The organism is Paraburkholderia terricola, assembly GCF_900142195.1.
Taxonomy (GTDB): Bacteria; Pseudomonadota; Gammaproteobacteria; order Burkholderiales; family Burkholderiaceae; genus Paraburkholderia; species Paraburkholderia terricola.
The window spans coordinates 1-26850 of sequence record NZ_FRAB01000016.1; the positions used below are offsets into that span (position 1 = coordinate 1).

Annotated in this window: 24 protein-coding genes; 11 read left to right on the top strand and 13 right to left on the bottom strand. The window is 64.4% G+C overall.

From position 1 onward, the window contains the following. Nucleotides 1–91: 91 nt before the first annotated feature. Nucleotides 92–295 (bottom strand): hypothetical protein, encoded by a 204-nt coding sequence (locus tag BUE39_RS15725; protein ID WP_073429596.1) that lies wholly within the window; start codon nucleotides 293–295, stop codon nucleotides 92–94. Nucleotides 296–351: 56 nt separating this feature from the next. Between BUE39_RS15725 and BUE39_RS34215 the strand changes: the two genes are divergently transcribed. Beyond that, complete coding sequence (locus BUE39_RS34215) at nucleotides 352–594, top strand: hypothetical protein (RefSeq protein WP_143031937.1); 243 nt, start codon at nucleotides 352–354, stop codon at nucleotides 592–594. A 210-nt stretch (nucleotides 595–804) separates the two neighbouring features. On the opposite strand, the gene BUE39_RS15730 is transcribed toward BUE39_RS34215, so the two are convergent. Continuing rightward, nucleotides 805–1065 carry a YgdI/YgdR family lipoprotein gene (locus BUE39_RS15730; protein ID WP_073429732.1) on the bottom strand — a complete coding sequence of 87 codons (261 nt, stop codon included), beginning with the start codon at nucleotides 1063–1065 and terminating at the stop codon, nucleotides 805–807. Nucleotides 1066–1152: 87 nt separating this feature from the next. After that, a complete protein-coding gene (locus tag BUE39_RS15735; protein WP_073429597.1) occupies nucleotides 1153–2625 on the bottom strand; it encodes a sigma-54 interaction domain-containing protein in 1473 nt (490 codons plus the stop codon). A 310-nt stretch (nucleotides 2626–2935) separates the two neighbouring features. Here BUE39_RS15735 and BUE39_RS15740 point away from each other — a divergent pair, with 310 nt between their 5' ends. The 9 genes from BUE39_RS15740 (at nucleotide 2936) to BUE39_RS15780 (ending at nucleotide 13263) form a co-directional block, all read left to right on the top strand. Continuing rightward, nucleotides 2936–4336: a GntP family permease gene (locus tag BUE39_RS15740; RefSeq protein WP_073429598.1), complete on the top strand. Its 1401-nt coding sequence runs from the start codon at nucleotides 2936–2938 to the stop codon at nucleotides 4334–4336. Nucleotides 4337–4443: 107 nt separating this feature from the next. After that, nucleotides 4444–4845, top strand: coding sequence for a RidA family protein (locus BUE39_RS15745; RefSeq protein ID WP_073429599.1), 402 nt, complete (start codon nucleotides 4444–4446; stop codon nucleotides 4843–4845). 166 nt (nucleotides 4846–5011) lie between these two features. Beyond that, the gene (locus BUE39_RS15750; RefSeq protein WP_073429600.1) at nucleotides 5012–6688 is read left to right on the top strand and encodes a methyl-accepting chemotaxis protein; all 1677 of its coding nucleotides are present in this window, start codon (nucleotides 5012–5014) and stop codon (nucleotides 6686–6688) included. A gap of 366 nt (nucleotides 6689–7054) precedes the next feature. Continuing rightward, on the top strand, nucleotides 7055–7636 hold the full coding sequence (locus tag BUE39_RS15755) for a DinB family protein (RefSeq protein WP_073429601.1): 582 nt from the start codon (nucleotides 7055–7057) through the stop codon (nucleotides 7634–7636). Between the two features lie 333 nt (nucleotides 7637–7969). Continuing rightward, nucleotides 7970–8221 (top strand): hypothetical protein, encoded by a 252-nt coding sequence (locus tag BUE39_RS15760; RefSeq protein ID WP_035560791.1) that lies wholly within the window; start codon nucleotides 7970–7972, stop codon nucleotides 8219–8221. A gap of 375 nt (nucleotides 8222–8596) precedes the next feature. Beyond that, nucleotides 8597–9589, top strand: coding sequence for a DedA family protein/thiosulfate sulfurtransferase GlpE (locus tag BUE39_RS15765; protein WP_073429602.1), 993 nt, complete (start codon nucleotides 8597–8599; stop codon nucleotides 9587–9589). A 92-nt stretch (nucleotides 9590–9681) separates the two neighbouring features. After that, complete coding sequence (locus BUE39_RS15770) at nucleotides 9682–11397, top strand: FAD-dependent oxidoreductase (protein WP_073429603.1); 1716 nt, start codon at nucleotides 9682–9684, stop codon at nucleotides 11395–11397. Between the two features lie 187 nt (nucleotides 11398–11584). Beyond that, nucleotides 11585–11890, top strand: a complete 306-nt coding sequence (locus BUE39_RS15775) for a hypothetical protein (RefSeq protein WP_073429604.1) — start codon at nucleotides 11585–11587, stop codon at nucleotides 11888–11890. Nucleotides 11891–12039: 149 nt separating this feature from the next. Next, on the top strand, nucleotides 12040–13263 hold the full coding sequence (locus BUE39_RS15780; RefSeq protein ID WP_073429605.1) for a winged helix-turn-helix domain-containing protein: 1224 nt from the start codon (nucleotides 12040–12042) through the stop codon (nucleotides 13261–13263). 21 nt (nucleotides 13264–13284) lie between these two features. Here the strand turns inward: BUE39_RS15780 and BUE39_RS15785 are convergent, their stop codons facing one another. From BUE39_RS15785 to BUE39_RS15820, 8 genes are all read right to left on the bottom strand, one after another. After that, entirely contained in the window at nucleotides 13285–13884 is a 600-nt protein-coding gene (locus tag BUE39_RS15785) for a LysE family translocator (RefSeq protein WP_073429606.1), read from the bottom strand. A 122-nt stretch (nucleotides 13885–14006) separates the two neighbouring features. Further along, nucleotides 14007–14264, bottom strand: a complete 258-nt coding sequence (locus BUE39_RS15790) for a hypothetical protein (RefSeq protein WP_073429607.1) — start codon at nucleotides 14262–14264, stop codon at nucleotides 14007–14009. A gap of 110 nt (nucleotides 14265–14374) precedes the next feature. Next, nucleotides 14375–16558, bottom strand: coding sequence for an NHL repeat-containing protein (locus BUE39_RS15795; RefSeq protein ID WP_073429608.1), 2184 nt, complete (start codon nucleotides 16556–16558; stop codon nucleotides 14375–14377). Nucleotides 16559–17035: 477 nt separating this feature from the next. Then, nucleotides 17036–18241 carry an osmoprotectant ABC transporter ATP-binding protein OsmV gene (locus BUE39_RS15800; RefSeq protein WP_073429609.1) on the bottom strand — a complete coding sequence of 402 codons (1206 nt, stop codon included), beginning with the start codon at nucleotides 18239–18241 and terminating at the stop codon, nucleotides 17036–17038. Beyond that, nucleotides 18238–18891, bottom strand: coding sequence for an ABC transporter permease (locus BUE39_RS15805; RefSeq protein ID WP_073429610.1), 654 nt, complete (start codon nucleotides 18889–18891; stop codon nucleotides 18238–18240). Before BUE39_RS15805 ends, BUE39_RS15800 begins: the two co-directional genes overlap by 4 nt. Before the next feature lie 13 nt (nucleotides 18892–18904). Then, nucleotides 18905–19801, bottom strand: coding sequence for a glycine betaine ABC transporter substrate-binding protein (locus BUE39_RS15810; RefSeq protein ID WP_084561420.1), 897 nt, complete (start codon nucleotides 19799–19801; stop codon nucleotides 18905–18907). Beyond that, the gene (locus tag BUE39_RS15815; protein ID WP_073429612.1) at nucleotides 19798–20514 is read right to left on the bottom strand and encodes an ABC transporter permease; all 717 of its coding nucleotides are present in this window, start codon (nucleotides 20512–20514) and stop codon (nucleotides 19798–19800) included. Before BUE39_RS15815 ends, BUE39_RS15810 begins: the two co-directional genes overlap by 4 nt. A 494-nt stretch (nucleotides 20515–21008) precedes the next feature. Further along, complete coding sequence (locus BUE39_RS15820) at nucleotides 21009–21908, bottom strand: DMT family transporter (RefSeq protein ID WP_073429613.1); 900 nt, start codon at nucleotides 21906–21908, stop codon at nucleotides 21009–21011. 198 nt (nucleotides 21909–22106) lie between these two features. On the opposite strand from BUE39_RS15820, the gene BUE39_RS15825 reads away from it, so the two are divergent. After that, nucleotides 22107–22982 (top strand): helix-turn-helix domain-containing protein, encoded by an 876-nt coding sequence (locus tag BUE39_RS15825; protein ID WP_073429614.1) that lies wholly within the window; start codon nucleotides 22107–22109, stop codon nucleotides 22980–22982. Between the two features lie 24 nt (nucleotides 22983–23006). Here the strand turns inward: BUE39_RS15825 and BUE39_RS15830 are convergent, their stop codons facing one another. Further along, nucleotides 23007–26057 carry an FAD-binding and (Fe-S)-binding domain-containing protein gene (locus BUE39_RS15830; RefSeq protein WP_073429615.1) on the bottom strand — a complete coding sequence of 1017 codons (3051 nt, stop codon included), beginning with the start codon at nucleotides 26055–26057 and terminating at the stop codon, nucleotides 23007–23009. 23 nt (nucleotides 26058–26080) lie between these two features. Next, complete coding sequence (locus BUE39_RS15835; protein WP_073429616.1) at nucleotides 26081–26830, bottom strand: 2-keto-4-pentenoate hydratase; 750 nt, start codon at nucleotides 26828–26830, stop codon at nucleotides 26081–26083. Between the last annotated feature and the right edge of the window lie 20 nt (nucleotides 26831–26850).

Below are 26850 nucleotides of genomic sequence, written 5' to 3' on the forward strand. Positions count from 1 at the left end.
GCGCATGATCTCCAAGGGGCAAGTGGGGGTCTTCCATCAACGCTTCAGGGGCCTTCAGCGATGACATTACCGCCGATACTTCAGCAGCCTGCTAGGCTTTTTGCCGCGCCTCCAGCGCCGAAAGGGCGGCGTTCAGACGCTTGAGCCGGCTGGCCTGCGCCGGCACGCGAACCGCGCCGGAAACCGAGTCGATCCGGTTACGCCAATACGAAAGCGGGATGCGGTCTTCAGCCGAAAGATGCGAGATGACATGCTCAAGGTGTTCAATATCTTTTTCGAGTTGGTGGTGATTCATTGCTTTCCCCGGGATTCAGATCGAACTGATACAAAGCGTGAATCGGAGCATAAACCATGCCGCTGGTTATTTCGGCGACACGAAAATATTTCTTAAATGCTATTTGCGGCGATGCTCAATCGGCAAATCTGTCCGACGCTAAAATCGCGAGCCGGCTGAAACAGAATACAGCGGCTAATCGCACGCTTCCGTTGGCTGCCGCACCGACTTGCGCACGGCCCATTCGAGCGTGCACGCAGGCGCCGGAGGAAAGAAGGATAAACGAAAAGTTCTACTTTGAAATAATGCCCACTGCATGAATTGCCCGTCGACGGCATACATTGGCGTCCGTTTTATGACGGCCGCGCGTTTATGCCTGAAACAGAATTCATACCTTGCTCCAAACAGGGACAACATTTGTTTGGTTGAGAATAATCTCGGCAATGGAAATGCCGCCGTCGCGGCTAGGCCGCGAACCAACGAAAGGCAATCTGCGAAAGCCGCCGTGCCGGCATGAAGCCGGCGTGCAGTCATTTCGCGCGACAGGCGTAAATCAGGCTAAGCGTGCCATTCTCGGTGGATTGACGCACGACGTCGAATGCGCCGCCGCAACTGGCGGTGGCCTGCTGCGCGCACGAGTCGGAGCGGGCCGGACATTGAACCAGCGTGGTGGCGCGGCCATCGGACAAAAACAGCGGCGTGGGGCTGCTGCAACCGTTCAGCGCGGCGAGCGCGCTCACTGCCAACGTCGCGCAGGCCAGGCGCGCGAATGAGGAAGGACTGCGTTTCATTGGAAACCCCGAAACATCTTGTTTTTCGATCACGCGATTGTGCCATGTGGCCATTACGCTGCGCTGACTCGATGTCGCGGGACTTCGTCACACCTCGATGCCGTATGCCGCGATCTTCTTGTAGAGGGTCGCGCGGCCCATGCCGATCTGCGTTGCCGTGTTGATCACGCGTCCGCCGTTGGCGCGCAAGGCTTCGCTCAGGAAGCGTTTCTCGAACGCCGCCATTGCGTCGCTCCACGACGCCGGTTCGGGCGCGCCCGTGGCCTCGTTCGCGGCGCGTGCAACAGAGACCGCCTCGGGCACGTAAGGACGGTGGCCGCCGCCCTGCGCGGAACCGACAAACGGCGCGAGCGCGCGCGCGTCGATCCGCTCGCTGTCGGCAAGCATCACGGCTCGCTCCAGCGTATTGCGCAATTCGCGCACGTTGCCGGGCCATGCGTACGAACACAGCAGCCGCAGCGCATCGTCCTGCAATTCGAAGTGACGGCCGCCGCGCGCCTGCGTCGACAGCTCTTCGAGCATCGCGTAAGCCAGCGCCTCAATATCGGCGAGACGCTCGCGCAATGCGGGCGCGTGGATCGTCAGCACATTGAGCCGGTAGAACAGGTCCGCGCGAAAGCGCCCCGCCGCGACCAACGCCAGCAGATCAGCCGACGTCGCGGCGATGATTCGCACGTCCGCGCGCACGATCCGGTTCGAGCCGAGCGGCTCGAACTCCTTGTCCTGCAACACGCGCAACAGCTTGCCCTGCAAAGGCAGGGGCATGTCGCCGATCTCGTCGAGAAACAGCGTGCCGCCGTTCGCCAGCTCGAACTTGCCGACGCGCCCTTTACGGTCCGCGCCGGTGTAGGCGCCGGGCGCGGCGCCGAAGAATTCGACTTCGAGCAGGCTATCCGGAATCGCCGCGACGTTGACGGTCACGAGCGGCTGATTGGCCCGCGCCGAGCCGCCGTGAATCGCATGCGCGAGCAACTCCTTGCCGGTGCCGGTTTCGCCCAGCAGCAGCACGGGCGATTCGAGTTGCGCCGCGCGGCGCGCCTGGCGCTTCACTTCGAGGCTCGCCGGGCTCGTGCCGACGAAACTGCCGAACGTATATTTGGCGCGCCGCGCCTGCGCGAGCGACTGACGCGTCGCGATCAGTTCCTGCTGCACGCGCGAGTAGTGGGAAAAGAGCGGTGTCAGCGCCTTGAGTTCGTCGAACAGCGCGAAGCCGACCGCGCCGACGGTTTGTCCCGCATCGTCCTTCAGCGGCAGACGCGTGACGACGAGCGGCTCGCGGTCGGTTTCGAGAATATCGAGCAGGATCGGCTTGCCGGTGGTCACGACTTCGCGCATCAGGCTGTTCGGAATCACCGCTTCGCAATCGCGGCCAATGGCCTGCTCGGGGTCCGCAAAACCGAAGCGCGCCGCATAGCGCTTGTTGATCCAGACCACGCGCGCGTCCGCATCAACGATGAACGTGCCTTCGCTGAAATTTTCGAACGTGCGGAACAGCGAATCCATCGCGCGGCGCAGTACGTCGCCATAGGCGGCGGGAAGGCCCGCCCAGTCGTTCATCATCGTGTCGCTGTCTCCAGGTATCGTTCTATTGTGGCTGTCTCAATTCGGAGACGAGCTTATCTCATCCACGAGATCGTCAGCAAGCTTCCTGCATAAGGGTTTAACCTGTAACGCGCGTATGTTCAGCTGATTTACGTCCCGATTTGGAGACGTTTGGGTACAATCGCCCGCAGCGCGTTTCGAACTTCGGCCGGCGGAATCAGCAGGCGGCCCGCTGCGGCGTGTGTGGCATGGAACCTGCGTTCCCACGCCGCCATGCCGTCGCCATCGGGACGGCGTACACGTAGAACAACCAAGCTTTGGAGACTCAATGTCCTTTGTTATCGTCCTCGCCGCGCTGGCGTTTCTGATGTTTGCCGCCTATCGCGGCTACAGCGTCATTCTGTTCGCGCCGGTCGCCGCGCTCGGCGCCGTTCTGCTGACCGACCCTTCCGCCGTCGCTCCGGTGTTCTCCGGCATCTTCATGGAGAAAATGGTCGGCTTCGTGAAGCTGTACTTCCCCGTGTTTCTGTTGGGCGCCGTGTTCGGCAAGGTCATCGAACTGTCGGGGTTCTCGGAGTCGATCGTGGCCGCCGCGATCCGCTATATCGGCCGCTCGCGCGCCAATGCGGTGATCGTCGCGGTGTGCGCGCTGCTCACCTACGGCGGCGTCTCGCTGTTCGTGGTGGTGTTCGCGGTGTATCCGTTCGCCGCCGAACTCTACCGTCAGAGCAACATTCCGAAGCGCCTGATGCCTGGCGCGATCGCGCTCGGCGCGTTCTCGTTCACGATGGATTCGCTGCCGGGCACGCCGCAGATCCAGAACATCATCCCGACCACGTTCTTCAAGACCACCTCGTGGGCCGCGCCCGCGCTCGGCGTGATCGGTTCGCTGTTCATCATCGTGGTGGGCCTTTCGTATCTGGAGTGGCGCCGCCGCGCGGCGATGGCGGCCGGCGAAGGTTACGGCACGGAACTCGTCAACGAGCCGGAGCGCGTCGAATCGAAGCAATTGCCGCATCCGTTGCTGGCGCTCGCGCCGCTGGTGCTGGTCGGCGTCGCGAACTTCCTGCTGACCCGCTGGATTCCGAACTGGTACGGCGCGTCGTACACGGTTCCGCCGGAAATCCTGCCGGGCGTGCATGCACCCATCACGACGACGATCAAGAGCGTGGTCGCGATCTGGGCCGTCGAAGGCGCGCTGCTGCTCGGCATCGTCATGGTCGTGGCGACGGCGTTCGGCCGCGTGCGCGAGCGTTTCGCGATCGGCACCAAGGCCGCGGTGGCGGGCGCGCTGCTGGCTTCGTTGAATACCGCGTCGGAGTACGGCTTCGGCGGGGTGATCGCGGCCTTGCCGGGCTTTCTGGTGGTCAGCGACGCATTGAAGAGCATTCCCAATCCGCTCGTCAACGCAGCGGTGTCGGTGAGTTCGCTGGCGGGTATCACGGGTTCGGCGTCAGGCGGCATGAGCATCGCGCTCGCGGCCATGTCCGACGTGTTCATCAAGGGCGCGGAAGCCGCGCATATCCCGATGGAAGTGCTGCACCGGGTCGTCGCAATGGCGAGCGGCGGCATGGACACGCTGCCGCACAACGGCGCGGTCATCACGCTGCTGGCGGTGACGGGCTTGACGCACCGTCAGTCGTATCGCGACATCTTCGCGGTGACGGTGATCAAGACGCTGGCGGTGTTCTTCGTGATCGCGGTTTATTACCTGACCGGACTGGTTTGAGCGGACATGCGTGGCCGCGGCGTGAAGGCGGGGCAAAGTAACGGCGTCAGGAGTTTTGATCGGTTACTTTGTCACCCTGCTTTCTCAACCCAACCGGCGCGCATTGCATGAGCTCAACCCCCGCTTTCTGGATGATCCCCGCGGCACCGGCTCCGGTCGGTCCGTTTTCCCATGCCACCGAAGCCGACGGCTGGGTATTCCTCACCGGCCAGATGCCGACCTGGCCGACCGACGACACCGCCCCGCTGCCCGAGGGCGTCGTCGCCCAGACCCGGCGCGTGATGGACAACCTCGTGCTGGTCCTCGAAGGACTCGGCCTCGGTCTGCCGAACGTGGTTGCCGCGCGCATCTTTCTGACCGAGTTCAAGCGCGACTACGCGGCCATGAACGACACCTACCGCGCCTATTTCCCCGCCGACGCGCTGCCCGCGCGAACCTGCATCGGCGTCACGGCGTTGGCGCGCGACGCGCTGGTCGAGATCGACTTCATCGCCAGGCGACCGGCGTGATCGACCATTCGTCCCGCATAAAACAACCCTGCGTTAACGGCGCACGGCGGTATAAACCTGAGTGGTTTACTGGGAAACCCTCAAGCGCGCGAGGTTAATTGTCGTTATTGCTGGCAAGACGTAAGCACCACGCTCACCTCCTCGGTGAGCACCAGCAAGGAAAGCCATGCGCAATAACCAGCCTGTCACCGGGCACGAGTACGAATACCCCTCGTCGCAAATGCTCGTTTCCGCGACCGACCTCACCGGCCGCATCCAGTATTGCAATCCCGCCTTCATGGCCGTCTCGGGCTTCACGCGCGACGAGCTGATCGGTCAACCGCATAACCTGATCCGTCATCCGGACATGCCGCGCGAAGCCTTCGCCGACCTGTGGACGACGATCCGCGACGGCCGTCCGTGGACCGCCCTCGTCAAGAACCGCCGCAAGAACGGCGACCATTACTGGGTCAAGGCAAACGTCACGCCGGTCGTGGAGAAAGGCGCCGTGGTCGGCTATCTCAGCGTGCGCGTGAAGCCGGAGCGCGACGCGGTGCGCGCCGCCGAGGCGCTGTATGCGCGCATGCGCGGCGGCGAGTCGCGTGGCGTGAAGTTGCGTCGCGGCGTGGTGGTGCGCACCGGCCTGGCCGGACGTTTACAGGCGCTGATGCGTCTGCCGGTCGCCACGCGCGCGGCGGCCGGCTATGCGGTCACGCCGCTGGCGCTGCTGCTGACCGGCCTCGCGGCCTGGCAAGGCGCGCCGCCCGCGCCGTTCTGGCTCGCGTTCGGCGTCACGACGGCGCTCAGTATCGTGTCGTGGCGGTTGCTGGACCGGCAACTCGCCGCGCCGATCCGCGACGTGTCCGGTTTCGCGACCCGTATCGCCGCCGGCGATCTGACGGCCGATCTGGAGATCGAGCGTCATGACGACCTCGGCGAGGTGATGCAGGCCTTGAACCAGTTGAAGGCGAATCTCGCGGCGATCGTCTACGACGTGCGCGCGCAGATCACCGGCATGCTCGAGAACGCGCGCGAGATTTCCAGCGGCAATGTCGATCTCGCGCGCCGCACCGAATTGCAGGCGGCCTCGCTGGAGGAAACCGCCGCCACCATGGAAGAGTTGACCACCACCGTGCAGGCCAATGCCGACGCCAGCGTGCGCGCGCTCGATCTGGCAAAGGAGGCGCAAGCGGCGGCCGCCGTCGGCGGCAAGATCGCGGGCCAGGTCGAGCAGACGATGGCCGGCATCACCGCGGCGTCGAGGCGCATTGCGGACATCACGGGCGTAATCGACGGCATCGCGTTCCAGACTAATATTCTGGCGCTGAATGCTGCCGTCGAAGCCGCGCGCGCGGGCGAGGCGGGCCGCTCGTTCGCGGTCGTCGCGGGCGAGGTGCGCACGCTCGCGCAACGTTGCGCGGCGTCGTCGAAGGAAATCAAATCGGTGGTCGAGGCAAGCGCGACCGAAATGGCGGCGGGCACCGAACTGGTTGCTCGCACCACGTCGCAAATGCGTGTGATCGACGAGGCGGTAAGCCGCGTGTCGTCGATCATCGTGGAAGTGGCGAATGCGAGTAGCGAACAGGCTGAGGGCATTCGCCAGGTGAATCAGGCGGTCTCGCATCTGGACGGCGCCACGCAGCAGAATGCGGCGCTCGTCGAGCAGGCCGCGGCCACCGCGCAGCGCCTCGCGGAACAGGCCGACGTGCTCGATGAAGCGGTGCGTCTATTCACCGTCGCCGAGGCAGCGCCCGCGCAACGCGCCGCCACGCCGAAGCGTCAAGCGCTCGCGTCGAACGGGACACACAAGCCCGCGCCCGGAATCGCACGCGATGCGGAGCGAGCCGAAGCCACATTGGTCTGATAGATCGGCATTAGTCCCATCTCGACAGGGGGGTAGCGACGCCTCAGGATTGACCCGTCAGCGCCCAATTTGCAACGGGCCGGCTGACCCGAGTAACAACGGCGTTTAACGGCCCGTCCCATTCCGGACGGGCTATTTTTTTGCCACGTCGCGGCGCCTGCCGTAATCGTTGAAGTTCGGCTTTGCCGGCAGGCCAGGCGGCGAGGCTAGTGGTGAGGGAATACGGGAGCCGTCGGCCGCGGATCGCCGCGCGATGCTACGCTACGCAGGCAGCGCTTCGAGCCACCTTCGAGCCACATGCGCCACGCGCGCACAGGGTTGCACGGAGCGCGAACCTTCCACCGATCCCCGTAACAGGAGGCCGACGTGCCCCCATCCGACGCTCCGGCAACCAACCTGCTGTCCGCGCACTTCGCCGACATGGCGCGCAACAACGCGTGGTCGAATTTGCGCCTTTACCGCGCTTGTCTCACCTTGACCGACCAGGCGTTCGCCGAACACCGGGTGAGTTTCTTCCCGTCGCTGCAACTCACGTTGAATCACATTCTTCTGGTGGACCGGTATTACTTCGATGCGCTCGTCGACGGCGGCGAGGGCCTCACCATTTTCGACAACGAACTGCCCTATCCTCGCGCAGCCGAGCTGTGGGATGCACAAGCGCGAAGCGACCAGCAACTGCTGGCTTTTTGCGAATCGCTTCGCGACGAGGATTTGCACCGCGAAGTGCGCATCGATCGCGGACCAGCGGTCGGCGTGCAGCGCGAGAAAATCGGCGGCGTGCTGCCGCATGTTTTCGTCCACCAGATTCATCATCGCGGGCAAGTCCACGCGATGTTGAGCGGCACGACGGCCGCGCCGCCGCAACTCGACGAGTTTTTCCTCGCTGCCGACGCGCCGTTGCGCGTCGCCGAATTGCGCGATCTGAACAGCATGCGTGAGTCTGCATGAGTCGCAACGCATACCCCGATAGACCCGCCTGCGCCTAACCGAAGCGCGCGTCATGCGCATGACAGCCGGGCAGAACGATTGCACCGCCGAGGGGCACGAAAAATGCGTCCGCCTCTCGCGGGAGTCGCGTTAAACTGGTTGTCACAGCCGCATGTCACCTCTCCCGCTGCCCGGCGAGCCGCGCCAGCCAACGCGCTGCGCACGGCGCAAGGGCGGCGTCACGGCAAGCGGCAAATGAACGGGCGCACGAGCAAGCGTGAACATGGCGCGACAGACGGCGCGCTATCCTGCCCGTACAATGATTCGATCAACAACGGAACAAGGACAACTTCGATGCGCACTACCGGGTCCTCCGGGTCAATGGCCCTGCTCACCGAATACGACGACGCAACGGCGCGCGAACTCCGCTCGCTGCGCCTCGAATCGACAGAAGACGGCAAAGGCATTCTTCTGGTCGAAGTCGACGAGCGCAAGCCTGGCATTCATCGTGAAGTGCGCTATGAAATCACGCCCGCCGAGTTGATTGCCGCGATTCGCGCGCATGGCGCCGAATTACCCGGCGAACAGCATAATCATCGTCAATGAGTTTGGGAGCGCGCGGCGTTCGCGCGCGAGCGCCTCATGGCCTGATGCCGTATGTCGTGCGTTGCAGGCAGTACGCCGCATGCGGCATGAGTGTCGCCGCCCGAGTCGAGCGCGGTAACAAGTCGTCAACGCACTCGTGCTTTTATTTCCGCCACTTGCATCGCGCGCCGGCGTCAATCCTTTTACTTGTTTTGCTCGCGCTTCGAATCCACGCTTCTAGTTGCTTCGGCAACACCGCGATAGCGCTTTCACCCCACGAATAACGGGCATCGTTTCAGAGCGTTTGCACGCCTTGAAAATGCGTCCATAATTCCTGAATTCTCCCTTTGCATTCCCTACCTGCGCCGCTCCCGAAAGGGCTGCGGATGTAAGCCGATGCTACATGACCTCGTCGAGCAATACGGGCCGGCGCTCATTTTCGTCAACGTGCTGGCCGCCTCCCTCGGGTTGCCGGTGCCGGCGATGCCGTCGCTCGTGCTGTTCGGCGCGATGGCGGCCATGCATCCCGGCTCGGTGGGCACGCAGTTGATGCCGGTCCTCATCCTGTCGATCTTCGCCACGCTGATCGGCGACAGCGCGTGGTATCTCGCCGGCCGCGTGTACGGCGGCAACACGCTGAAGGCGATCTGCCGCCTGTCGCTCTCGCGTGACACCTGCGTGAAGAAGACCGAGCGCTTTTTCGGCCGCTGGGGTGTGCGCGTGCTGGCCGTGGCGAAGTTCGTCCCCGGCCTCGCGATCGTGTCGATTCCGATGGCCGGCGCAATGGGCACCCGCTATCGCACGTTTCTCACTTACGACAGCATCGGCGCCGCGCTGTGGTCCGGCACGGGTCTGATCATCGGCGCATTGTTCGCCGAGCAGATCGACATGCTGTTCGCCGCCGCCGGGCGCCTCGGCCGAACGGCGGGCCTCGTGGCCGTCGCGTTGCTGCTGCTGTACGGGACTTATCGGTGGGTGCGCCGGCGTCAGTTGATTTCGAAGCTCGCGTCCGCACGCATGGAAATCGACGAGCTGGCCTCGCTGGTTGCGGCGGGCAACACGCCGGTGCTGTTCGACATCCGTTCGCACGAAAAGCGCAAACTCGATCCGTTCGTGATTCCGGGCTCGCAATTCGCCGACGAACGGCAGCTCGAAGCGATCATCGCGGCCTATCCGCGCGATCAGAAGATGGTGATCTACTGTTCGTGCCCGAACGAGATTTCTGCGGCATGGATGGCCAAGCAGTTGAACGGAGCCGGCTTCTCCGACGTGCTGCCGCTGCGCGGCGGCATGGAAGCCTGGCGCGACTCGGGCAAGCCGGTTGAAGCGCTGGCCCACGTGCCGCCGCCCGAAGTGGCGGTCGAGGACGTCGCGCCCAAGGCCGTGTAGCGCGGCGGCGCATCCGCATTTTCGCGCGCTCGGCGCGCCGCGCCGCTTGATCCCGTTCGACCAATCAAATGAACTCCCGTAGGAGCGGTTCAATGCTTTCGACTCAAGAAGCTGAAGGGCAACAGCAGGCGGTCGTCGCCGATGCGCCGTTTTCGTCGCTCTCCACCCGCACGCACCAGATGTATCCCACGCTCACGGCCGCGGAAATCGATCGCCTGCGCCGGTTCGGCGAAGTGGGTCACTGGGAAACCGGTGAACTGCTGTTCGAAACGGGCCGGCCCGGTCCCGGCATGTTCGTGCTGCTGGAAGGACGCGTGAAGATCTATCAGCGCGACGGCATCGGGCGCGAACTGCTGATCGGCGAGCATGGCGCCGGGCGTTTTCTTGCCGAGGTCGGCCAGTTGTCGGGGCGGCCCGCGCTGGTCAACGCCATGGCGCTTTCCGCGGTGGACGCGCTGCTGATTCCGCCGGAAGGGCTGCGCGCGCTGATCGTCGCCGAAGCGGAACTCGGCGAGCGCATCATGCGCGCGCTGATCCTGCGGCGCGTGGGGCTGATCGAAAAAGGCGCGGGCGGCCCGATCCTGATCGGCAACAGCACCGACCCGCGGCTCGTCATGCTGCAAGGCTTCCTGTCGCGCAACGGGCATCCCCATTCCGTCATCGACGAGCGCGATGAAGACGCGCTGCATCTGATCGAGCAATTCGCCGCGCGCAAGGAAGACATGCCGCTGGCGATTTGCCCGGACGGCTCGGTGCTGCATCATCCGAGCATGCCGGAACTCGCCACCTGCCTGGGCTTGCTGCCCGATCTCGACGATTCTCACGTGTACGACGTCGCGATCGTCGGCGCCGGACCGGCCGGCCTCGCCACCGCCGTGTACGCCGCGTCCGAGGGACTGTCGGTGATCGTGCTAGACAGCCGCGCGCCGGGCGGCCAGGCGGGCGCCAGTTCGCGGATCGAAAACTACCTCGGCTTTCCGACCGGCATCTCCGGCCAGGCGTTGGCGGGCCGCGCGTTCGTGCAGGCGCAGAAGTTCGGCGCGCATGTCGCGATTCCGGTTCACGTGAAGGCGCTGCGCTGCGAGCAGTCGCCGTATCAGCTCGAACTGAAGTGCGGCGGCCATATCACGGCCCGCGCCATCGTGATCGCAAGCGGCGCGGTCTATCGGCGGCCCACGCTCGAGGGGCTCGACCGCTTCGAAGGGCGCGGCGTCTATTACTGGGCGTCGCCGGTCGAAGCCAAGCTGTGCAAGCGCCAGGACGTCGTGCTGGTGGGCGGCGGCAATTCGGCCGGCCAGGCGATCGTCTATCTGGCGACGCACGCGGCCAATGTGCACGTGCTGATTCGCCGGAGCGGCTTTGAGGCCACCATGTCGCGCTATCTGATCGACCGCATCCGCTCGCTGCCGAATGTGTTCGTGCATCCGAACTCGGAGATCGGCCGGCTGGCGGCGGACGACAGCGGGCTCGCGTCGGTGAGTCTGAAACGGCCTTTGCCGGACGGCACCGATCATTTCGACACGCGGCATCTGTTCCTCTTCACCGGCGCGGACCCGAATACCGACTGGCTGCGCACCTGCGGCGTGAAGCTGGATGAAAAGGGCTTCGTGATCACGGGCACCGGCCGGGACGGCGCGTCCGTCTGCGATCTCGCCACGACGGTCGACGGTGTGTACGCGATCGGCGACGCGCGCGCGGGGTCGACGAAGCGTGTGGCGGCCGCCGTCGGAGAAGGGGCGGCCGTGGTTGCGCAGATCCATCAGATGCTGGCGGCGTCGGCCGGGGAAGCGGTGGCCTTGGGGGCCTGAGCGGCACGCCGCGGGTAAGGCAATGAACTGGCGGGTAACGGCCCGGTTATCGACGGGGTTACTGCCTGGGTTACTGCCTGTTACACACGCGTTCAACTGGTAGCACCTGCTTCTCTTTCTGCTTCGTAAGATTGTCGTTAGCCATTCGACAGCGAATGGCCCGCTCTTTCGGAACAGGAGACAAGCCATGCTCAAACGCGCAATCGTATTTGCCGCCCTCGGCCTCGCGGCCGCCGGCGCGTCGACTGCCGCCCTGGCCGGCGTGGACGTGGGCGTGTTCGTCAATACGCCCGGACCCATGTATGCGCCGCCGCCGGTGATCTACGCGCCGCCGCCGCCGGTGGTCTACTCGCCGCCCGTCGTCTACGCGCCTCAGCCGGTTTATAGCTACGGCGACGGCCACGGGTATCGGGGCGATTACTACCGCGAGCGCCGCTGGCATCATGACCACGGTCATCATCGCGGCTGGGATAAGCATGGGCGGGGCTGGTAACGCGTCTATCGCGTTGCCCCGCGGTTGGCCGGGTTTGCTTGATCCTCGCGCCGGTTCATCTGCGGTAATTCACGCTAAAGTAGCGGCTGCCGACCCATGCCGGACCCTGTGTCCGCTCCCCTCGCCGTCACTCACTGACCACAATCCGCGTGAAGATGCTTCCGCTATCCGCAGCACGCACCCTGCATCTGGCCGCGCAAGGCTTGCTGACGCCGCCGCGCCGCAAGGCCGCCAAGGCCGATGTGCTCGACGCCATCCGCCGCATGACGCAACTGCAGATCGACACGATTCACGTCGTCGCGCGCAGTCCCTACCTCGTGCTGTTCAGCCGGCTCGGCGCGTATCCGCAGCAATGGCTCGACGAGCATCTCGCCGAGGGCAAGCTGTTCGAATACTGGTCGCACGAAGCCTGTTTCGTGCCGGTCGAGGATTACGGCCTGCTGCGTCACCGCATGCTCGACCCGAGCGGCATGGGCTGGAAATACGCGGCCGAGTGGCACAAGAAGCATCGCAAGGACATCGAGAAGCTGCTCGCGCATATCCGCGCGACCGGTCCCGTGCGTTCGGCGGATTTCGCCCGCGAAGCCGGCAAGAGCAACGGCTGGTGGGACTGGAAACCGGAAAAGCGTCACCTGGAAGTGCTGTTCGCGATCGGACAATTGATGGTCGCGGAGCGGCGCAATTTTCATCGCGTCTACGATCTGACCGAGCGCGTGTTGCCGGACTGGGACGACGCGCGCGATCTGCCGCCGGCGCACACCGTGACCGAGGAAGCGCTACGCCGCACCTGCCGCGCGCTCGGCGTCGCGCGCGCCGATTGGGTCGCCGATTACTACCGGCTGCCGCGCCGCCCGTATCGGGACGAACTGCATGCGCTCGCCGACGCCGGCGAGTTGATCCCGGTGAAAGTGGACGGCTGGAAGCAGGACACGTTCGTCCATCACGAGTTCGCCGCGATGCTCGACGATGCCGCGAGCGGCAAGCTCGCTTCCACGGTCACCACGGTGCTGTCGCCCTTCGATCCGGTGGTGTGGGACCGCAAGCGCGCCGCCGCGCTGTTCGACTTCGACTACGCGATCGAATGCTATACGCCCGCCGCGAAGCGCAAATACGGTTACTTCGTATTGCCGCTGCTGAGCCGGGGACGCCTGGTCGGCCGCGTGGATGCGAAGGCGCATCGCACGCAAGGCGTGTTCGAACTGAAGTCGCTGCACCTCGAACCGGGCGTGCGCGCGAGTGCGCGTCTCGCCGCCGATCTGCGCCGCGCGTTGCAGCGTTGCGCCGACTGGCACGGCACGCCGCAACTTCGAATCACGTCCGCGCCGCCGGAGTGGCTAGCGGCGCTAAGCGCGGACAGCGGCGTGCCAGCCTGAGCGGACGGCAACGGCACGCGCTCAATGCAGCGCCGTCCACGCGAGCGACAAGGAAAACACGCCCAGCACGATCGACGCGCCGCGCTGCATCTTCACCGGATTGAGCCAGCCGAGCTTGCCGCTGCCGAGCGCCGCGCCGAACGCGATCCAGGCGAGCGCGATCGGCACCAGCAGGCACGCAAACATCAGCATCGAGAAGACATAAGCCGGCAGATGCGCGAAGGCGATCGCCGGAAAGATCGTGCCGGCGAACAGCAGGCCTTTCGGATTCAGCAGCGTCGCGACGAATAGCGTGCGCATGCCGTTCGCCCGCTGCGTGGAGTCGGGCAAGGCGACCGCCGCGCGCCACATGTCGACGGCAAGATAGGCGACGTACAGGCCGGCCGCCACGCGCAGCAGCGAGGGCAACCAGGGCAGCGCGTGCGCGGCTTGCGCGAGAAACCGCCCCCACACGGAGATCGACACGAAATAGCCACCCAGCTCGGCGGCGATCAGCGGCAACGAGCGCCGCACGCCCTGGCGCAAGCCGGCCGCGGCAAGCAGCGTGTTGGTGGGCCCCGGCGTCATCAGCACGACGACGATACCGATGGCCAGCAATGCGATAGCGGAGGCGGAAAGCATAGAAAAAAGGCGCAATGTTGGAAACAGTGCGCCTTTTTATCACACGGAGCGAGTGCGCCGAAATTCAGCGCTCATGCCCGCTCCTGAACCCGGGAACCGCGAGTCGCCGACAGGCGCCGCGTTCAGCGATCGAGCTTCGCGCGTAATTCGCGAGCGGCTTCCAGCAGCCCTTCATAGCCGGAACGCGCATGCTCCGGCAGATCGGGATCGCCGACCAACGTGCCGAGCGTCTCGATCAGGCTATACAGAATGCCTCTTGCAGCACCCGAAGCAATGCCGCCTGACGATACCTGCTGATTCACGTGGCTCAGCGCTGCGTCGAGGTGTTCCAGGTCGGGCCGGTCGTCCGGGGGCGGCTTAGGCGATACGTCTTGCGTCATGATGAAACATCTCTCCTGTTGAAGCATCGATGAACCCGTCATCCTTTCACGTTGTTATATACCGATCGTGCGTTGCCGTCCATTCGTGATGGGCATGAGCGCGATCCACGTCAAGGCGTCCATCGATACATCAGGATTTTTGCGCGGGCGTCGTCTTCGAGCAGCACGACGTACTCGCCGTTGCCGCGCTGCACGGCGCTGATGCCGAGATACACGTCCACCCAGCCGCTGGTGTTGCCGACACTCGCGCCCGGCGTCATGTAGCCGACCGCCTGGCCGGTACGCGCGTCGTACACGTCCACCTTTGCCGTGTACAACTCCGCGACGAAAATGTAATTGCCCGCCACCGCGACGCCCACCGTAGTCGTCTGCGGCGTGCTCTGCGTGTTCCACGGCAGCGAAACCGTGTACTGCTGCGACGGCGTGCCGGAACTCCAGTTGTCGTAACGCGCGAGCACCGGACCGGCCTCCTTCCAGTGCGTCGAATCCCACGGGATCGCGCTCGTGAAGCCGGAGATGTACATGGTGTCGGTCTCCGCGATGTAGACCATTCGCGCGATCCGCGTGAACGGCTGCGGCATCGCGAACATCTTCGAACTCGCATACGTGTAGATCGGATTGCCGGCGGAATCGAGACCTTGCAACGGCATCTCGCGGATGCCGCTCGTCGGCGTGGCGAGCCACACGTTGCCCGGCGTATCGACCCACCAGAAGCCGTTGCCGACCGTGCTGCCCGTCGACGGATTGCTGCTGATCTCGCTGGCGTCGACCGTGCCGTTGCCATTGCCGTCGCGCCACAACCATTCGCCATACGTCGGCTGCCCCGAGGGCCACGTGCCCGGCAGCGGATTCTGCGCGAGCAGACCGGAGGGAATCGCCATCTCCCCATGCGCGGAGTCGAACCGGTAGACGTTCAGATAATGCGCGCCCGGATCGAGCGTATAGAGAAACGGCTGCCCGTTGATTCGCCGCACCATCGGCTCGCCGCGCACGCCGCGCGGCTGGTGAAACGTGGGGTCGCCGGGATAATCGAAGCGATTGAGCGTAAATGCCGCATACGACCATTCGCGGCCGGGCGGCTGACTGTAGTCGAGCGTGAAACGCTTGGAGCCGGTGTACACCGAGCCGGGGTTGGCCGGATCGAAGGCTGCGCTATCGAGGAAGGTCAGGCCGTACAGACGCCAGTTGAGCGTGCGCGAACTCGACACATAGCTTTCGAGCACCGCGCCCTGACCGACCGACGCCGAGCCGATCGGCCTCGGCCCTTCGCCGTTCTGCGCCACATAGAGATTGCCCGCCGGATCGACGCCGATGCCCGTCACGCCATTGAAGCGCCCGTTGCCGGGCACGCCCTTGATCACATGGAAGATGCCATTGCGAGTGCCGAGCGGCGCGGCGGCTTGCGGCTTGCCGTTGGCGTCCTTGGTGAAGACGAGAATCTGCTGCGATGGCCCGATGTCGGCCACGAGAATCTGCCCGGACGGCGTGACCGTGATGTCGGCCGGCACCGCGCCCGCCGGCAACGTCAAGGTGCCTGAAAGCGGAGCGCCGTTGGCGGCGTAGTGCGAAATGACCGGCGTTCCCGATGAAACGCCGCCGATCACCCAGAGCGTCGAATCGGTGTCCACCGCGATACGTCCCGGCGAGTTCGCGCTCCACGAGCGCAAGCGCTGCATCGAGACCGCATCGAATACGACGATCCGGTTCGCGTAGGTATCCGCCACGTACAACTCGCTCTCGGTGGCGGCCAGGCCGCGAATGCCGGCGTCGGTGCCGGTCGTCACCGTGTCGAGCAGCAGAAAACTGTTCTTCGTCGCATTGGCGCTGTTGCCGATGCCGCCGGTGAACGGCGCGCCGACCGCGATATTGCCCAGCGTGCGGCGCGTGATGCCGAACCATGTCTGTCCCGCCGGCGGATAGTCGGCGCCGACCAGCCTGTTGTTTTCGCTGCCGATCGACATCGCCGCGTACAGGTACGTACGATTCACCGCGACCGCATCGCCGCCCGCGGCGCCCCAGCCATGCGTCGAGCCGGCCACGGCGATCTTGTCGCCGGCGCGATAAGCGGCGATTTCACTGCCGCTTTCGTCCCACGGCGCATTGGTGTAAACGGTGCCGTCGGCACCCACGCTAATGGCCTGAATATCCTGCTGCACCCATTTGCCGTCGCCAAAGCCGAAACTATTGCCGATCCATGAAGTGGTGTAATTCAGTTGCGATTGGGCAAATGCACCAAGGGGAAGCAGGCCGAGTAAAAAAAAGACAACTCCGCCTAAGCGAGTGAATAATTTCACGACGATATTCCTTGCGAAGTGCGAAAGCGCACAGCCAGCGTATCCGGCGCGCTTTCGCGTGTATGCGGATAGCTTGGCGTGTCGCAACTATCGTGCACGGTAGACGTTGGCGTTGATCGTCGCATAGAAAACGCGGAAATTTATTGGTAAAAAAATTCGGGTAATTTTTTAAGCGGCCGAATGGGTATTTGATCGGCATACCACTTGTGCGGCAATTCGGCGCGGCAATTCGAGCGTTATTGGCTTTTCAATTAGCGTGAGCGAATTCCTCGGCCGCCGCCGCAATCAGCACTTGCCTACGCGTGGTCTGGTAGCGATCAGCGGGCTCAACGAGCCGATGGCGGTGTGGCGGACGGCCGCGCTGGCCTGCGTGATGTATGCGAGCGCGGCGGAGGCTGGCCGCGTTCGCGGCCCTCGCTCCACTCCATTGCGCGGCGAAAACCGCGGTGCGGCTCGACGCTCGCGCCGCCGCGAACTTCAGGCTTGAACGGCAACCGCGGCTTGCGCGGCAGCGGCACTTTCCGCAGCCGTGACGGCCGGCGACACGATCGCCGGCTGCCCCGTCTGCCGGCGCGAACGGCCTGAACTCAGATAATCGGCAATCGAATCCTGCGTGACTTCGCCGACGTAACGTCCGTCGCCGTCCATTACCGGCATCCATGACGAGTTGAACTGGTACATCTTCGATAGCACGATGCGCAAATGCTCGTCGGCGCTGACCGTCGCCTTGAACGCGCTCAGATGATCGCCGCACACGCCCTGCCCCGCGCGCGCCGCGCGGCGCGTCACATAACCCAATGCCTGGCGGTTTTGGTCGACGATGGTCAGATAGCGGCTGTCGCTGTCGTCCATCATCTGGAACGCGCGCGCGATCGGCGTATCCGCACGCGCGGTTTCCGGTTGCGTGGCCGCGTCGCCGGCCTTCACCAGCAAGAGACGCTTCAACGTGCTGTCCTGCCCGACGAACGCGCCGACGAATTCGTCGCGCGGGTGCGCGAGCAGCGTATCGGGATGATCGTATTGCACCAGTTGACCACGACGGAACACGGCCACGCGATCGCCCAACTTGATCGCCTCGTCGATATCGTGGCTCACCATGATCACCGTCTTGTTCAACTGACGTTGCATCTGGAAGAACTCGTTCTGGATCGACTCGCGATTGATCGGATCGACCGCGCCGAACGGCTCGTCCATCAGCAACACCGGCGGGTCGGCGGCCAATGCGCGGATCACGCCGATACGCTGTTGCTGGCCGCCCGACAACTCGCGCGGATAGCGCTTCAAATACTGCTTCGGATCGAGTGCGACCATCGACATCAACTCCGTTGCGCGCTCGCGGCAACGCTTCTTGTCCCAGCCGAGCAGACGCGGCACGACCGTGATGTTCTCCTCGATCGTCATGTTCGGGAACAGGCCGATCTGCTGGATCACATAGCCGATGTGACGCCGCAGTTCGACTTCGTTCAGGCCCGACGTGTCCTCGCCGTCGATCAGCACGCGGCCCGAAGTCGGCGTGATCAGGCGATTGATCATCTTCAGCGTGGTGGTTTTGCCGCAGCCCGAGGGGCCGAGAAACACGCAGATTTCGCCCGCGCCCACCGTGAGGCTCACCGAGTCGACGGCGCGTACCTGCTGGCCGTCCTTCTGCGTAAACGTCTTGGTCAGTTTGTCGAGTTCGATCATGTCTTTTGCACTCCCTTCGGTGTCAGCAAGCGTTGCAGCGCTTGCAGCAGCAGGTCGGCTACGATCGCGAGCACGCTCACGAGCACCGCGCCCACCAACAGTTTCATCATGTTGCTCTGGCCGATCGCGCGAACGATCAGCGTACCGAGGCCGCCCGCGCCGATCACCGCGGCAATCGTCATCACGCCGATGTTCATCACCACCGCGGTACGCACGCCGCCCAGAATCACGGGCACCGCGAGCGGCAAGTCGACGAGGCGCAGCCGTTGCCAGATCGTCATGCCGATACCGATGCCGGCTTCCTTGATGCCGGCGTCGACGTTGCGCAGCGCGAGGTAGGTGTTGCGCATGATCGGCAGCAGCGAATAGAGAAACACGGCGGTGATCGCGGGCACCGAGCCGATGCCCTGGCCGAAGCGCGAGAACACCGGGATCATCAAACCGAACAGCGCGATGGACGGCAAGGTCAGCACCACCGTCGCAATGCTCAATAGCGGCGCGGCAAGCCACTCGTGGCGGTTGATCACGATACCCAAGGGCACGCCGACGACGATCGCGCAGCCCACGGCGATCCCCACCAGCCACACGTGCTGGGCGGTGAGTTGCAGCAGTTCAGGCCAGTTGGCCGACAGATAGTCGAATACAGTCATAAAAGGTCTCCGCTCAGGGCAACTCGTGCGTGCGCAGGAATTGCGCCGCGACTTCGCGCACCGGCTTGCCGTCGATGTCGACCTGCTTGTTCATGTCGAGCATGGTGTCGTTGTTCAGCGCGTCGGAGAGTGCGTTCAATTGCGTCGCGAGTTGCGGGTTCTGGTCGAGCGTCGACTTGCGCACCACCGGCGTCGCGTTGTATGCGGGGAAGTAGTGGCGGTCGTCTTCGAGCGGCACGATGTTGAAGCCCTTCACGCGGCCGTCCGTCGTGTAGATCAGACCGATCGGCACCTGGTTGTTATGCAGCGCGGTGTAGACGAGCCCCGGATCCATCTGACGCGTTTCCGCGCGGCTGAACGCCATGCCGTACGCCGCTTCGAGCGGCTTCAAACCATCGGGACGATTGGCGAACTCCGCGTCCATCGCGAACACGTGCTTCTTTTTCGGCTCCGCCGCGATCTTCGCCGCGAGCTGCGAAATCGTGCGGATGCCGGTCTGCTGCGCCAGTTGCTGCGGCAAGCCGAGTGCGTACGTATTATTCAGCGGCGACGCATGCAGCCATACGAGACCGCGCTTCGCATCGAGCGCTTTCACGCGTTCGTACATCGTCTTCGGGTCGAGCTTCTCGGCGATCTTGTTGTAGACGATGGCCGCGGTGCCGGTGTATTCCCACACCACGTCGACCTGGCCGTTCTCCTGCGCGCTGCGCAACAGCGTGCTGCCGAGGCCGGTGCGTGCGTCGATCGTGTAGCCCTTCGAGCGCAGATATTGCGACGTGATTTCCGTCAGCACGTATTGCTCGGTGAAGTTCTTGCCGCCGAGCACGAGCGTCGCCGCGCCCGCGTGCAGACTCGCTAGAAGCAATGCGCCGGCTGCGATCCAGCGGCTGCGTTTGAACCGATTCATCATGCCGTCACCCCGCGTCGCGCGAGCAGATAGCGGCTGCCGGCGGAAACGATGCCGTCGAGCACCAGCGCGAGCATCGCGGTAGCCGCCGCGCCAAGCAGAAGCTGCTGCTGATTGTCCAGGTAGATGCCGGGGAAAATCAGCGTGCCGAGGCTGTCCGCGCCGATCAGATAGGCGAGCGGCGCGCTGCCCACGTTGATCGCGAGCGCGGTACGCACGCCGCCGATGATGATCGGCATCGCGTTGGGCAACTCGGCGCGCACCAGCGACTGCCAGGGCGTCATGCCGAGACCGCGCGCCGCTTCGCGCAGCGCGGGCGAGACGTTTTTCATGCCTTCGTAGGCATTGCGCGTGATCGGCAGCAACGACGCAAGAAACAGCGCGACGAGCGCCGGAATGTCGCCGATACCGAAGATGCCGAGCGCGATCGCCAGCACGGCCAGCGACGGAATCGTATTGCCGATGTTGAAGATCTGCATGAAGCGTTCGGCATGCCGCGCGAACGACGGGCGGCTCAGCAGCACGCCGGCCGGAATGCCGACCAGCAACGCGAGAGCCATCGAATAACCGACCAGCAGCAGGTGCCGTTTCGTGTAGTAGACGAGATCGGGCGCGTACTGATGCAGTGCGCCGGGGTCGATCGCGCGCCACAGTAATGCGACGACGATACCGATGGCGACAAGACTGCCGATCAGCCTGGCAGGACGTTGAATCATGAAGATGCGCCTCCTTGTTCGAGCGGCGCGCGCAAATAGCCACGCCGCACAGGCGTCGTGACGACGCTGCGAATGGGAAGTTCGGGACGCGGCAGGTGCCGCGAGGTGAACCGAGTGGTGCCGGGGTTTTGTCTTGCCCGGCGCGAGGGCGGTGGTTTGCTTTCGCCTTCGGTGGCGTGCCAGTGATTAGAACTGGACGCCAGATCCATCGATGATGTTTGGATAGCTGCGCGAGGCCGCTTTCCGACGGGGCTTGAGGGCCCCTCTTGAATACCGGTCTTTCCACCGGCGAAGGGATGAATGCGCAATGCTGCCAGCTTGCATTCAACCCCTTCTAACTTGGGCTATCTAGCTGCGATGTCGCGGTTAGGGTGTAGGGATTATACGGATGCGAGTGTGGTACGTCTACCCAAGTGGTTAATCCACGGGTTGACCGGCCGCATGCGCGGCCCCCGAAAACCCTCACCTTGAACGCTCGCCGGCGAGCCGCGTGCTCACGAAACCTTCACGCGCCGCACGAAGATTCGCCGCGTCAAATCGAACGCCACCAGGTTGCCGGCCACGACCAGCAGCAGCCCGACCACCGCCAATCCGGACCACTGATAGCCTTCGAATATCGTCGACGCGGCCAGCGCCACGATCGGAAACAGCACCGTGCTGTAAGCAGCCCGTTCCGGGCCGATGCGTCCGACCAGCATCAGGTACGCCGTGAAGCCGATCACCGAGCCGAACACCGCCAGATAAGCGAGCGCGCCGAGATAACGCGCCGACGGCTCGACCGCGAACGAAAAGCCGGCCAGCAGGCTGCCCACCGTCAATACGCTCGCGCCGATCAGCATCGCCCAGCTATTCGTGGCGAAGGGGTGCAAGCCCATCGATTGCATGCGGCTCGACAGCAGATTGCCGGCCGAAAAGCACAGCGTGCCGAGGAACGCGATCGCCAATCCCAACCATGCGGCGTGGTCGCCCAGGTGCCCCGCCATCTGCTGGACGAACAGACACACGATGCCGACGAGGCCCAGCAGCGCGCCCGCAATCGCCGACGGCTGCAACGGCCGGCCCATGAAAAGCCGGCCGTTGATGGAATTCAGCAGCGGCGCGGTGGAAAACACCACGGCCACGAGACCGCTCGGCACGACCTGTTCGGCGTAGTAGAAACACAGAAAATTGACGCAGAAAAGCGCCAGCCCCTGCGCGGCGAGAAATCGCCATGCGGCGCGCGGCGGCATGATCGGCCGGCGCATGATGCGCAGCAAAGCGAACAGGACCAGTGCCGCGATCCAGAAGCGCCACGCAATCGAGACGGGCGGCGGCACCACGCCCAATTGCCACTTGATCGCGATCCAGGTGGTGCCCCAAATGAGCACGGTGACGGCATAGAGCGAAAGATTCATGGCAAGCGCACGGCAGCGAAAACGGGAACTCGACTATGCCGGAGGCCCGCGCGCCGCACTTGTCCAGGATTGCGCACTTTTTCGCGGCGGCAAGCAGCCGCGAATGACGCACCGTATACTGGCGCCTGTTCAGTCGTCGAAAGATTCGCTCGTTCCGTGGACCCCACACCGCCCGCCCTCGCGTTGAATTCCACTGAAATGCCGTTCGGCCTTCAGTCGGTTTGTCACACGCTGAGCAGCGCCAACGCGAATCTCGAGCGCTTCGCGTGGCTTGGCGACCGGCTCGCCATTGCCGTCTGGACACGCGACATAGAAGAAGCCGAAACCGCCTATGAGCGGCCCGGCCATCACACGCTGTCATGCTACCTGGACGGCGGCTATCGCACCGAGCGTCAGAAAATGCCCGGACGCTACGGTGCGCCGTCCCGGCTCTGCGCGTTGCCCGGCGATCACGAATCGCGCTGGTGGGTGCGCGGGCATATGCACTTCATGCATCTGTATTTCCTGCCGGAACACTTCACGCAGCGCGCCGTTCAGGAACTCGACCGCGAGCCGCGCGAACTCACGCTCGCCGATCGCACCTATTTCGAAGACGCCCGCATCGCGAGCCTGTGCCAATCGCTCGCCAATGAGAACTGGCAAGACCCGGACGGCCTGCTGCGCACCAATGAGACCGCGCATCAGGTGCTGAGTCTGCTGTTGCGTGCGCAAGGCGTGCGCCGCACCGACGCGGTACTCAAGGGCGGCCTGTCGGTCGCGACGCGCCGGCGCTTGCGCGACTACATCGAGAGCCATCTTGCGCAGACGCTCACGCTTGGCGAACTCGCCGGCGTCGCGGCGTTGTCGGAGTTTCATCTTGCGCGCATGTTCCGCACGTCGTTCGGGCTGCCGCCCGCTGCGTGGATCGCGCAGCAGCGGCTCGACCGCGCCCGCACGCTGTTGCGCACCACCGCACTGCCGCTCGCGCAAATCGCGGAGCAATGCGGCTATGCGAACGCCAGCCATTTCAGCCACCGTTTTCGCGAAAGCGTCGGCGTCGCGCCGACCGCGTTTCGGCAGGCGGTCGGCGTTTAACCGGGTGGGCTGGCGCGCCTGGCTTTACTGCAACGCCATTGCCAGCACGCGCGCTACGTGGATCGCGTCGACGCCCGCGCCGTCGTGAATCTGATGCCGGCAGCTCGTGCCGTCGGCCACCATCACCGTGTTGCTGTCGATCTTGCGCACCGCCGGCAGCAGCGACAATTCCGCCATGGCTTGCGAGCTCGCGTAATGCTCGGCCTCGTAGCCGAAACTACCGGCCATGCCGCAGCACGACGATTCGACCGTCGACACCTTCAACCCGGGAATCCACTTCAGCACGGTTTGGACGGGCATGAACGCATCGAAAGCCTTCTGATGGCAATGACCATGCACCAGCGCCTGCTGTTTGGCCAACGGCTTTAGCGCAAGCTGCAAGCGCCCGGCCTGTTCCTCGCGCACCAGAAACTCTTCGAATAGAAACGCCTGTTTCGAAAGCCGCTGTGCTTCCTCGCCGAAGCCGTAGTGCAGGAACTCGTCGCGCAACGACAGCAAACAGGAAGGCTCCAGACCGACGATCGGCACGCCCCGCTCCACGAACGGCCTGAACAGATCCAGCATGCGCCGCGCTTCCTGCTTCGCTTCGTCGACGAGGCCGGCCGCGAGAAACGTGCGGCCGCAGCACACCGGCCGCTCGCCCTGGCGCGTGTTGAAGTGCACGGCGTAACCGGCGGCCTCGAACACCTGCTGCGCGGCACGCGCGTTCTCCGGCTCCATGTTGTTGTTGAACGTATCGACGAACAACAGCACTTCTTTCAGCGCACCGGTTTTAGCGGGTTTCGCAGCCGCAGCCGCAGCCGCAGTTGTTGCCGTTGTCGTCACGCCGGATAAAAACGACTTTCTGAACCGCGGCAAGCGCCGTTCCGGCGCGAAGCCCACGGTCCGCTTGAACCATGCCGACAACACCGGCACGTTATCGGCCAGGGCCATCAAGCCCGGCATGCGGCTCGCCGTTGCCGCATAGCGCGGGATGAAGGCGACCAGCCTGTCACGCAGACGCAGATTATGCCGCTTCACGCGCGCCGCCCGCGCTTCGATCTTGAACTTCGCCATGTCGATGCCGGTCGGGCAATCGCGCTTGCAGCCCTTGCACGACACGCAGAGATCGAGCGTGTCCTTCACGTCGTCGCTGGCAAGGCCCGCCTCGCCCAGTTGACCCGAGATCGCGAGGCGCAAGGTATTCGCGCGTCCGCGCGTGACGTGCTGCTCGTCCTTCGTCACGCGATAGCTCGGGCACATCGTGCCCGCGTCGAATTTGCGGCAATGGCCGTTGTTGTTGCACATCTCCACGGCTTTCGCGAGTCCGCCGGACAGATCGTTGCCGCTGCCCGGCGCCGTCTCCTGCCCGGTCAGCGGATCGCGCTCGACGTTCCATGCGGACCAGTCGAGCGCCGTGTCGATCTTCCGAGCCTCGTAACCGGGTGCGAAACGAAAATTGCGCGCGTCGTCCATTTTCGGCGGACGCACTATCTTGTCGGGATTGAAGCGGTTGTCGGGATCGAACAGCGCCTTGATCTCGCCGAACGCCTGGTTCAGGCGCGGCCCGTATTGCCACGCGACCCATTCGCCGCGGCACAGGCCGTCGCCGTGTTCGCCCGAAAACGCGCCCTTGTATTCGCGCACCAGGGCCGCCGCTTCCTCGGCGATCGCCCGCATCTTCACCGCGCCGTCGCGCCGCATGTCGAGAATCGGCCGCACGTGCAGCGTGCCGACGCTCGCATGGGCGTACCACGTGCCTTCTGTGCCGTTGCGGTGGAACACGTCGGTCAGACGGCTCGTGTATTCGGCCAGATGTTCGGGCGGCACGGCGCAATCTTCGATGAAGGAGACCGGCTTGCCGTCGCCCTTCATGCTCATCATGATGTTCAGCCCGGCCTTGCGGACTTCCCACAACGCTTTCTGTTCGTTTGCATCGGGCATCTCGACGACCGAATCGGGCAAGCCGAGATCAGCCATCAATTCGCCGAGCTGCCTGAGCGACGCGAGTTGCGCGTCGCGCTCCTCGCCCGCGAACTCCACCAGCAGGATCGCTTGCGGCTGACCGACCAGCGCCTTTTCGATCACCGGACGAAACGCCGGATTGCTCATCGCCAGGTCGATCATCGTGCGATCGACCAGTTCCACCGCCACGGGTTTCAGCCTGACGATGTGCTGCGTCAGATCCATCGCCTGCCAGAAGGTCGGAAAGTTGACCATGCCGAGCGTTTTATGCGCGGGCAGCGGCGCGAGCTTGAGCGTCAATTGCCGGCTGAACGCGAGCGTGCCTTCCGAGCCGACCAGCAGATGCGCGAGATTCGCGAAGCCGTCATCGGTATAGGCGCGCGGATTCTGGCAATCGAACAGGTCGATGTTGTAGCCCGCCACGCGGCGCAAAACCTTCGGCACGCGCGCGACGATTTCATCGCGCTCGCGTTGCGCGATCTGCGTCACGCCGGCGAGTATCTGCTGCAAACGCGCGCCTTGCGGCGGCTCGCGCAACGACGCGAAACGCGCTTCGCCGCCGTCGGCGAGAATCGCGTCGATCGCCTCGACGTTGTGCACCATGTTGCCGTATTCGATCGAACGCGAGCCGCACGAGTTGTTGCCGGCCATGCCGCCGATCGTGCATTGCGCGGCCGTCGAGACGTCGACTGGAAACCATAGTCCGTGCGGCTTGAGCCATGCGTTCAGATGATCCAGCACGACGCCGGGCTCGACCGTCACCGTGCGCGCCTCCGCATCGAACGCGACGACGCTGTTCAGCCACTTGCTCGTGTCGATCACCAGCGCTTCGCCGACCGTCTGACCGCATTGGCTCGTGCCCGCGCCGCGCGCGAGCAGCGGCACTTTCTCGCTGCGGGCAATGTCGAGCGCGATGCGCAGATCGTCCTGATCGCGCGGCACGACCACGCCGATCGGCGTGATCTGATAGATCGACGCATCGGTGGCGTAGCGACCGCGGCTCGCCGCATCGAACAGCACGTCGCCGCGCAACGATTTGCGCAGATGTTGCGCGAGCGGACTCGACGGACGCGCGGCGCTGGGAACCAGATGGATCGGCTTGACGAGCAAGGCGGAAGTGGGATTCGTCATATCGTCGGCCTATCGAAAACCGGCTAGTACAGCGTGACGCTGACGGGCGCAAGCCCTTCGATGCGCCCGCTCGCGGTGCCCGCGCTGCGCGGAAAGAACATGCCGGTGTAGGAACCGGTCGTGACGATCATCTCCGGCGTCACCGCAATGCCGCGCGAGGTGGCGTGATTGACGAGCCATGTCAGCAAGCGCCGCGGATCGCCGGCCGGATTGGCGGGCGCCATTTCCAGCACGTCGTGCCCGTCGAAACTGAAACGCAGCGACGGCGCGACGAACGGAAAGTCCTCGCGATACGGCGTGAATTCGCCGACGATCAGCGCGCCGTGGTTCTGCAAGTCCGCGAGTTGCGCCAGCTTGTCGACGTCGGGCCACGCGGCATAACGGCTCGCGACGATTTCGATGGTCGCGCCGATCGAGCCGATGCCCGCGCGCACTTCGGCTTCGCCATAGGGCGTGGCCGAAGGATCGAAGCGGCGCCCGAAGCGAAACGCAATCTCCAGTTCGAGTCCCAACGGCGCGAAGGCTTTGCGCCGCAGCCGCGCGCCATCGGCATGCAAATCGACGTGAGGCAAGGGCGCGCCCTGAACCGGTCCGCTGTCGGACTTCGCGCCGATTTTCCAGCCGCCGATGCGCGCGCCGAACAGGTTGAGGATTTCGTGCTGGATCGCATAGGCCGCGTCGGCGCTGGCGGGTATTTGCGCCGGCGTCAACGCGTCGAGCGTCGTATGATCGCGGCGGGCATCGGCGAGACGCCGGCTCAGTGATGTGGTCATGTCTTTAAGGGCGAGAGTAA

What these genes read in the sequence shown, in the direction of transcription:
- BUE39_RS15770 (WP_073429603.1), top strand. Translation starts at nt 9,682, where the DNA reads ATGCTTTCGACTCAAGAAGCTGAAGGGCAACAGCAGGCGGTCGTCGCC.
- BUE39_RS15805 (WP_073429610.1), bottom strand. Translation starts at nt 18,891, where the DNA reads ATGACTGTATTCGACTATCTGTCGGCCAACTGGCCTGAACTGCTGCAA.
- BUE39_RS34215 (WP_143031937.1), top strand. Translation starts at nt 352, where the DNA reads ATGCCGCTGGTTATTTCGGCGACACGAAAATATTTCTTAAATGCTATT.
- BUE39_RS15765 (WP_073429602.1), top strand. Translation starts at nt 8,597, where the DNA reads ATGCTACATGACCTCGTCGAGCAATACGGGCCGGCGCTCATTTTCGTC.
- BUE39_RS15825 (WP_073429614.1), top strand. Translation starts at nt 22,107, where the DNA reads ATGCCGTTCGGCCTTCAGTCGGTTTGTCACACGCTGAGCAGCGCCAAC.
- BUE39_RS15735 (WP_073429597.1), bottom strand. Translation starts at nt 2,625, where the DNA reads ATGATGAACGACTGGGCGGGCCTTCCCGCCGCCTATGGCGACGTACTG.
- BUE39_RS15800 (WP_073429609.1), bottom strand. Translation starts at nt 18,241, where the DNA reads ATGATCGAACTCGACAAACTGACCAAGACGTTTACGCAGAAGGACGGC.
- BUE39_RS15830 (WP_073429615.1), bottom strand. Translation starts at nt 26,057, where the DNA reads ATGACGAATCCCACTTCCGCCTTGCTCGTCAAGCCGATCCATCTGGTT.
- BUE39_RS15835 (WP_073429616.1), bottom strand. Translation starts at nt 26,830, where the DNA reads ATGACCACATCACTGAGCCGGCGTCTCGCCGATGCCCGCCGCGATCAT.
- BUE39_RS15790 (WP_073429607.1), bottom strand. Translation starts at nt 14,264, where the DNA reads ATGACGCAAGACGTATCGCCTAAGCCGCCCCCGGACGACCGGCCCGAC.
- BUE39_RS15725 (WP_073429596.1), bottom strand. Translation starts at nt 295, where the DNA reads ATGAATCACCACCAACTCGAAAAAGATATTGAACACCTTGAGCATGTC.
- BUE39_RS15810 (WP_084561420.1), bottom strand. Translation starts at nt 19,801, where the DNA reads ATGATGAATCGGTTCAAACGCAGCCGCTGGATCGCAGCCGGCGCATTG.
- BUE39_RS15750 (WP_073429600.1), top strand. Translation starts at nt 5,012, where the DNA reads ATGCGCAATAACCAGCCTGTCACCGGGCACGAGTACGAATACCCCTCG.
- BUE39_RS15740 (WP_073429598.1), top strand. Translation starts at nt 2,936, where the DNA reads ATGTCCTTTGTTATCGTCCTCGCCGCGCTGGCGTTTCTGATGTTTGCC.
- BUE39_RS15785 (WP_073429606.1), bottom strand. Translation starts at nt 13,884, where the DNA reads ATGCTTTCCGCCTCCGCTATCGCATTGCTGGCCATCGGTATCGTCGTC.
- BUE39_RS15820 (WP_073429613.1), bottom strand. Translation starts at nt 21,908, where the DNA reads ATGAATCTTTCGCTCTATGCCGTCACCGTGCTCATTTGGGGCACCACC.
- BUE39_RS15745 (WP_073429599.1), top strand. Translation starts at nt 4,444, where the DNA reads ATGAGCTCAACCCCCGCTTTCTGGATGATCCCCGCGGCACCGGCTCCG.
- BUE39_RS15775 (WP_073429604.1), top strand. Translation starts at nt 11,585, where the DNA reads ATGCTCAAACGCGCAATCGTATTTGCCGCCCTCGGCCTCGCGGCCGCC.
- BUE39_RS15760 (WP_035560791.1), top strand. Translation starts at nt 7,970, where the DNA reads ATGCGCACTACCGGGTCCTCCGGGTCAATGGCCCTGCTCACCGAATAC.
- BUE39_RS15815 (WP_073429612.1), bottom strand. Translation starts at nt 20,514, where the DNA reads ATGATTCAACGTCCTGCCAGGCTGATCGGCAGTCTTGTCGCCATCGGT.
- BUE39_RS15730 (WP_073429732.1), bottom strand. Translation starts at nt 1,065, where the DNA reads ATGAAACGCAGTCCTTCCTCATTCGCGCGCCTGGCCTGCGCGACGTTG.